This window comes from Kitasatospora sp. NPDC028961, from assembly GCF_055564815.1.
This window is the reverse complement of the sequence record NZ_JBVHVO010000002.1, coordinates 298,921-305,446: the sequence shown is the minus strand read 5'-3', so window position 1 is coordinate 305,446 and position 6,526 is coordinate 298,921. Positions and strand designations below refer to the sequence as shown.

At 75.4% G+C, this 6,526-nt stretch carries 6 protein-coding genes; 4 read left to right on the top strand and 2 right to left on the bottom strand.

Features of this window, described 5'->3' with window-relative positions; all coding sequences use genetic code 11:
- The 4 genes from ACZ4UX_RS05495 to ACZ4UX_RS05480 all read left to right on the top strand — a co-directional run.
- A partial coding sequence (locus tag ACZ4UX_RS05495) for an MSCRAMM family protein (RefSeq protein ID WP_465705689.1) occupies nucleotides 1-873 on the top strand: 873 nt, incomplete at its 5' end.
- Nucleotides 874-1,043: 170 nt separating this feature from the next.
- Nucleotides 1,044-2,357, top strand: coding sequence for a D-alanyl-D-alanine carboxypeptidase family protein (locus ACZ4UX_RS05490; RefSeq protein WP_465705688.1), 1,314 nt, complete (start codon nucleotides 1,044-1,046; stop codon nucleotides 2,355-2,357).
- Nucleotides 2,358-2,480: 123 nt separating this feature from the next.
- The gene (locus tag ACZ4UX_RS05485; RefSeq protein WP_465705687.1) at nucleotides 2,481-4,304 is read left to right on the top strand and encodes an alkyl/aryl-sulfatase; all 1,824 of its coding nucleotides are present in this window, start codon (nucleotides 2,481-2,483) and stop codon (nucleotides 4,302-4,304) included.
- 45 nt (nucleotides 4,305-4,349) lie between these two features.
- On the top strand, nucleotides 4,350-4,769 hold the full coding sequence (locus ACZ4UX_RS05480; protein ID WP_329486109.1) for a PPOX class F420-dependent oxidoreductase: 420 nt from the start codon (nucleotides 4,350-4,352) through the stop codon (nucleotides 4,767-4,769).
- Here ACZ4UX_RS05480 and ACZ4UX_RS05475 read toward each other — a convergent pair.
- Complete coding sequence (locus ACZ4UX_RS05475; RefSeq protein ID WP_465705686.1) at nucleotides 4,753-5,631, bottom strand: alpha/beta fold hydrolase; 879 nt, start codon at nucleotides 5,629-5,631, stop codon at nucleotides 4,753-4,755. The genes ACZ4UX_RS05480 and ACZ4UX_RS05475 overlap by 17 nt on opposite strands.
- 81 nt (nucleotides 5,632-5,712) lie before the next feature.
- Nucleotides 5,713-6,360 (bottom strand): hypothetical protein, encoded by a 648-nt coding sequence (locus ACZ4UX_RS05470; RefSeq protein ID WP_465705685.1) that lies wholly within the window; start codon nucleotides 6,358-6,360, stop codon nucleotides 5,713-5,715.
- Between the last annotated feature and the right edge of the window lie 166 nt (nucleotides 6,361-6,526).

Here is a 6,526-nt window from a genome sequence, read left to right as displayed (position 1 = left end):
TGCACCACCCCCGCCGACGGCACCTGCCGACGCACCGTCGACACCGGCACCTACTACTGGCGCGAAACCACCGCACCCACCGGCTACGACCTCCCCACCGACCCCGTCTTCGGCCCCCTCGTCCTCACCCCCCAGAACGCCACCACCGGCGTCCAGGTCACCGCGGCCGACCAACCCCACACCCAACCACCCGTCACCGGTGAAGTCAGCGTCCTCAAGACCGACGCCACCACCGGCGCCCCCCTCGCCGGCGCCGTCTTCGAACTCTGGCACGAGACCAACAACACCCCCGGCCTCCAGACCACCGGCATCAACCCCGACACCCGACTCGGCGCCACCTGCACCACCCCCGCCGACGGCACCTGCCGACGCACCGTCGACACCGGCACCTACTACTGGCGCGAAACCACCGCACCCACCGGCTACGACCTCCCGACCGACCCCGTCTTCGGCCCCCTCGTCCTCACCCCCCAGAACGCCACCACCGGCGTCCAGGTGACGGCCGGCGACTGCCCCTCGTCGACGCCGCCGCCGGACGGCGCGATCGACCTGACCAAGCGGGACGCCAAGACCGGCGAACCGCTGGCCGGCGCGCAGTTCCAGCTCTGGCGGGAGACCAACGGAGTCCCCGGCCTGCAGACCGGCGGAGCGAACCCGGACACCCGCACGGGCCCGGGCTGCACCACCTCGGCCGAGGGCAGCTGCGCCTTCAGGCACCTGCCGGCCGGCCAGTACTACCTCCGGGAGACCGCCGCGCCCGACGGCTACCAGCTCCCGCACGACCCGGTGACCGGCCCGTACCGGGTGGACGCCGATGACTGCGTCACCGTGGACCTCACCAACAAGCGGCACCACCACGACGACGACTGCTAGCCGAACGGCTGCCGCCCCCAGGGCGCGGCGGCCGGTACGCCGGACCCGCCGGAGCACCCTCTGCTCCGGCGGGTCCGGCGCGTCCGGGCCGGCCCGCCCCGTCCGGGTGCCGGGGCCCGGACGGAGCAGCGCACACGGCGCCCCGGCCGCGCCGCGGGTACGTTCGCGGTGTGCAGCAGAGGTCACACCATGTCAGAGGACCGGCCGCGGCCGGTGCCGTCGCCGCCGCGCTGGTGCTCGCCGCCGCGGCGTCCGCGGCCGTCGCGCAGGACGCGACCACCGTGGTCGGCGGCGAGCGGCTGGGCCGCCCCGCCGTCCAGGTGGCCCCGCTGGCCGGGGCGCCCGCGCTGCCGGTCGAACTCACCGGCCGGTCCTGGCTGGTCGCCGACGCGACCACCGGTGACGTCCTGGCCGCCCGCAACGCCCATCTGCCGCTGCCGCCCGCGAGCACCCTGAAGATGCTCTTCGCGGACACCGTGCTGCCCAAGCTGGACCGCTCCCTGGAGCACAAGGTCGCCCCGGCCGAGCTGGCCGACCTGGGCGTGGGCAGCAGCCTGGTCGGCATCAAGGAGAACCTGCCCTACCGGGTGGAGGACCTCTGGCGGGGCGTCTTCCTCAGCTCCGGCAACGACGCGGTGCACGTCCTGGCCCACATGAACGGCGGCCTCGCCCGGACCGTGGCCCAGATGCAGGACCGCGCGGTGGCCCTCCAGGCCCGCGACACCCACGTGGTCTCGCCCGAGGGCTACGACCAGGAGGGGCAGGTCTCCTCGGCCTACGACCTGACGCTGTTCGCCCGGGCCGGGCTGCGCAACCAGGACTTCCGCTCCTACTGCTCCACCCGCACCGCGCGCTTCCCCGGCGGGGTGGACAGGACGACCGGTCAGCGCACCGCTTTCGACATCGCCAACACCGACCGGCTGCTCGGCAAGTACCCGGGCCTGATCGGGGTGAAGAACGGCTACACCACCGGCGCCGGTGCCACCTTCACCGGTGCCGCCGAACGCGGCGGCCGCACCCTGCTGGTGACGGTGATGCACCCGGAGTCGCAGACCAAGGTGTACGACGAGGCGGCGAGCCTGCTCGACTGGGGCTTCGCCGCGGCGGGCCGGGTGGAACCGGTCGGCCACTTGGTGGACGAGCCGGCCGCCGCCGCGTCCGCCCCCGCCGAGGCCCCCGCGACGGGCGTCGTGCCGCACGCGATCCAGCAGGCCCACCACGCGCTCGGCCCGGCCGGGTGGACGGCGCTCGCGCTCGGCGGGGCGCTGGCGCTGTGGTCCGCGGGCCGGACCCGGGCCCGGCGGCTGCGGCTGCGCCCGGCTGCCGCCGAGGCCGCCGCCGCCCCGCTCGCGTTCGCCGGAACGGGTGCCACCGCGCTGGGCGGCTCGACGGCGGTGGGCGGTCGCGGCCGCCGGCGGGCGGCCCGCGCCCTGCGGTCGACGGTGCGGTCGGCCCGTCGGCGGCTGCACCACCACCGGGCCTGACTCCCCGGCGGCCACCGCGCCGCCGGCCGCGGCCGTCCGGACCGCGTCGTCCGTCGGGCGGTGCTCCGCCGGCCCGGTGCGGCCGGGCGCCGCCCGCACACCACCGATGGAACGGAGCCTGCGATGACCGACCTGCCCTTCGACGACACCACGGACTTCGAGGACGCCGACCGGGGTTTCCTCGGCGCGCTGGTGCCCGCCGTGGTCCGGGCCGCCGACGGGCGGGTGGTCTGGGACAACGACGCGTACGGCTTCCTCGCCGCCGACTGCCCGGACACCGCCCGTCCGAGCCTCTGGCGCCAGGCCCGGCTCTGTGCCCGGCAGGGGCTCTACGAGGTGGCCGAGCGGGTCTACCAGGTGCGCGGCCTCGACCTGTCCAACATGACGCTGGTCGAGGGCGAGCGCGGGGTGATCGTGATCGACCCCTTGATCTCCGCCGAGACGGCCGCCGCCGCCCTCGCGCTCTACCGGGAGCACCGCGGCGACCGGCCCGTCACCGGCCTCGTCTACACCCACTCGCACGGCGACCACTTCGGCGGCGCCCGCGGCGTCCTGCCGCCGGGCAGTGAGGAGGGCGTCCCGGTCATCGCGCCCGCCGGCTTCCTGGAACACGCCGTCAGCGAGAACGTCTACGCGGGCAACGCGATGACCCGGCGGGCCATGTTCATGTACGGCGACCGGTTGCCGAAGGCCCCCGACGGGCAGATCGGCGCCGGCCTCGGCATGACCACCTCCACCGGCACCATCACGCTCGTCCCGCCGACGGTGGACGTCACCCGCACCGGCCAGGAGGAGACCGTCGACGGCGTGCGGATCGTCTTCCAGCTCACCCCGGGCACCGAGGCCCCGGCCGAGATGAACTTCCTCTTCCCCGGCCTGCGGGCACTCTGCCTGGCCGAGAACGCCACCCACACCATGCACAACATCCTGACGCTGCGCGGCGCGGTGGTCCGCGACGCCCGGATCTGGGCCCGCTACCTGGACGAGGCGATCGAGTACTTCCACGGCCGGTACGACGTCGCGTTCGCCTCGCACCACTGGCCGACCTGGGGCCACGACAACGTGGTCGCCTTCCTCTCCGAGCAGCGCGACCTCTACGCGTACCTGCACGACCAGACCCTGCGCCGGCTCAACGACGGGCTCACCGGGACGGAGATCGCCGAGGAGCTGCGGCTGCCGCCCGCGCTGGAGCGGCGCTGGCACGCGCGCGGCTACTACGGTTCGCTGAACCACAACGTCAAAGCCGTCTACCAGCGCTACCTCGGCTGGTTCGACGGCAACGTGGCGCACCTGTGGGAGCACCCGCCGGTGGCCCAGGCGCAGCGGTACGTCGAGGTGGCCGGCGGCGGCGAGGCCGCGCTGGCCAAGGCGCGGGGCTACGCGGACTCGGGGGACCTCCGCTTCGCGGCCACCCTGCTCAACCACGTGGTGTTCGCCGACCCGTCGAACCGGGCGGCCAGGGAGGCGCTGGCCGGCGTCTACCGGCAGCTCGGCCACGGCGCGGAGAACGGCCCCTGGCGCAACTTCTACCTGGCGGCCGCGGGCGAACTGCTGGACGGCCCCGGGACGGTCCTGCTCGACGCCGCCAACCCCGGGATGACGGCGGCCCTGACCACCGCCATGCTGCTCGACTCGATCGCGATCCGGATCGACGGGCCGCGCGCCTGGGACGAGGCGCTGACCATCGACCTGGTGCTGACCGACGAGCGGCTGCGGTACCGGGTGACACTGCGGCACGGCGCCCTCACCCACCGGTCGTTCCCGGCCGGGGACGCGCCCCGGTCGCCCGCCGGGCTGACGCTCACCCTGACCAGGCCGCAGTTGCTCGGCCTGCTGTCCGGCCAGGCCCTCGACACCGTCCGGCACGAGGGCGACCCGGGGCTGCTGCCGCGGCTGTTCGCCCTCGTCACCACCCCGGAGCGGGCGTTCCCCGTGGTCACCCCCTGACGACGGTCACACGCCCCGGCCCACGGCGCGGCCTAGAATGCGGCCATGAGCGCCGCCACCCCCGACCCCGCCTCGCAGGACCGGCTCGCACGCCTGGTCCGGCTCTCCGCCGGGAACTACCTGCTGGTCACCACCTACAAGAAGGACGGCAGCACGGTACCGACCCCGGTCTGGGTGGTCCGCGACGGCGACGCGCTGGGCGTCTGGACCGTCACCGACTCCTGGAAGGTCAAGCGGATCCGCAACCGCGCCGACGTCCTGGTCGGCCCGTGCGACGTCAAGGGCCGGCCGACGGGCGAGCAGTACCCGGCGACCGCCGAGATCCTCGGCCCCGAGCGGACCGCCGCCTACCGGACGCTGCTGCGGCAGAAGTACGGCCTGCTGGGTGTGCTCACCCTGCTCGGCAGCCGGGTGCGGCGCGGCGAGCGCGGCACGGTCGGCATCCGGATCACGCTGACGGACTGAGCGGCTCCGGCAGGGCCGGCCGGTCCTGCGCCCGGGCGCAGGTGTCCAGGACCACCCGGGCGACCAGCTCCGGGTCGTCGTTCATCGGCACGTGCCCGCAGCCCGGCAGCCGGACCAGCCGGGCCGCCGGGAGTTCCCGCAGCGCGCGCACGCCCTGACGGCGCAGCAGGATGCGGTCCCGGCTGCCCCAGGCGACGGTGACCGGCACGTCGCCGGCGGCCCCGGTGAACCGCAGCCCGCGGCCGGCCGCGAGGGTGGGGCCGAAGCCGGTCGCCTCGCGCAGCGCCCTGGTCTCGGCGACGGCGGCGGCGGGCTCCCGGCGGCCGGGGCGGGCGTAGATGGAGCTGACCAGGAGCGCGCGGCCGGCCGCGGAGCGGGCGATCCGGCCGACGGCGGGCGGCGGCAGCAGCCGCGCGCCGAGCCGCATCCCGCCCAGCACCGCGTAGGCGTAGCGGCGTTCGGCCTCGGTCCAGAACCCGGCCGGGGCGAGCGCCGTCACCGAGCGGGCCAGGCCGGCCCGGCCGAGGCCGAGGGCGAGCAGTCCGCCGAGGGAGTTCCCGGCGACGTGCGGGCGCTCGATCCCGAGTTCGGCGCAGAGCCTGCCGAGCACCGGCACCACCGCCTCCAGCCCGTACGGCACGCCCGACGGCAGGGCGGGCGAGGCGCCGAAGCCCGGCAGGTCGACGGCGATCACCTCGTGCCGCTCGGCCAGCGCGGGCAGCACCGGCTCCCAGGCCTGCCAGTGGTGGCCCACGCCGTGCAGCAACAGGAGCGGGCTGCCGGACCCGAGCCGCTGGTAGCGGACGGTCACCTCCCCCGGTCCGTGCGGGGCGGGCAGCGCGAAGGTGACGTCGGCGGGCATGCGGCTCCTCTGCTGGACGCGATGTCAGTAAGGATTACCGACGAGTAGCCCGCCCGGCAAGAGGTGCGCCCTGCCGGCCGCTCAGTACCGGACGGCCCTGACCACCACCGGCAGCAGCGTCTCCTCCGCCGGCCGGCGGCTGAACGCGACCGGGGAGGCCTGCGCGCCGACGGCGAGGTGCTCCGCGCCGACGATCGAACTGTCCACGGTCTTCCCGCTGGTGTCCGTGAAGTCCACCTGCACCGCGTACGAGGCGGCGTTCACCCCGTCGTTGGTGATGGTGACCACGACGGCGTGCAGCCCACCGGTCTGCGCCCGCGGCACCCCGGTGATGGTGACGTCGCCCAGCGCGTTGCCGCCGTTCTCCAGCGTGCCCAGCGCGGCCGCCGCGTTCTGCCGCGCCTGCTCGCCCTGTGCCGAGGCGGAGGCCGCGAACGAGGCGGCGGCGGCCGAGCCGGACTCGGCGGCCGCCGACGCCGACGCGAGCGCCGACTCCGCGGTCGAGGCCAGCGCGGACGGCGGCTCCCCCGAGAACGACGACGGGTTGGGCGCCGTACTCAGCGTCGAGGCCTCCGAGCGGGTGACCGACGGATTGGTCGACGAACTGCTGCACGCGGCCAGCACCGCGGCCCCGGTCAGCGCGGCCACCAGCGCCACGGCCCGCGGCCCGGACCACCCCCGGCGAGCACCCTCGGCAGGACGGTTCGGGAAGCTATGGAGTTCACGCACCGGAGTTCCCTCTTCTGATCGGCGTCCAGCGGCCGACGACCGCTACGTCCCCATGCTTCGCAACGACCGCCCCCGCCGCGAAACCTGCTCCCCCGTTCGGGTACCCCCGGCCTCACCGACACCGGCCTGGGCTGCGGCCGGCGCTCCTGTTTCCGGCTCGACACCC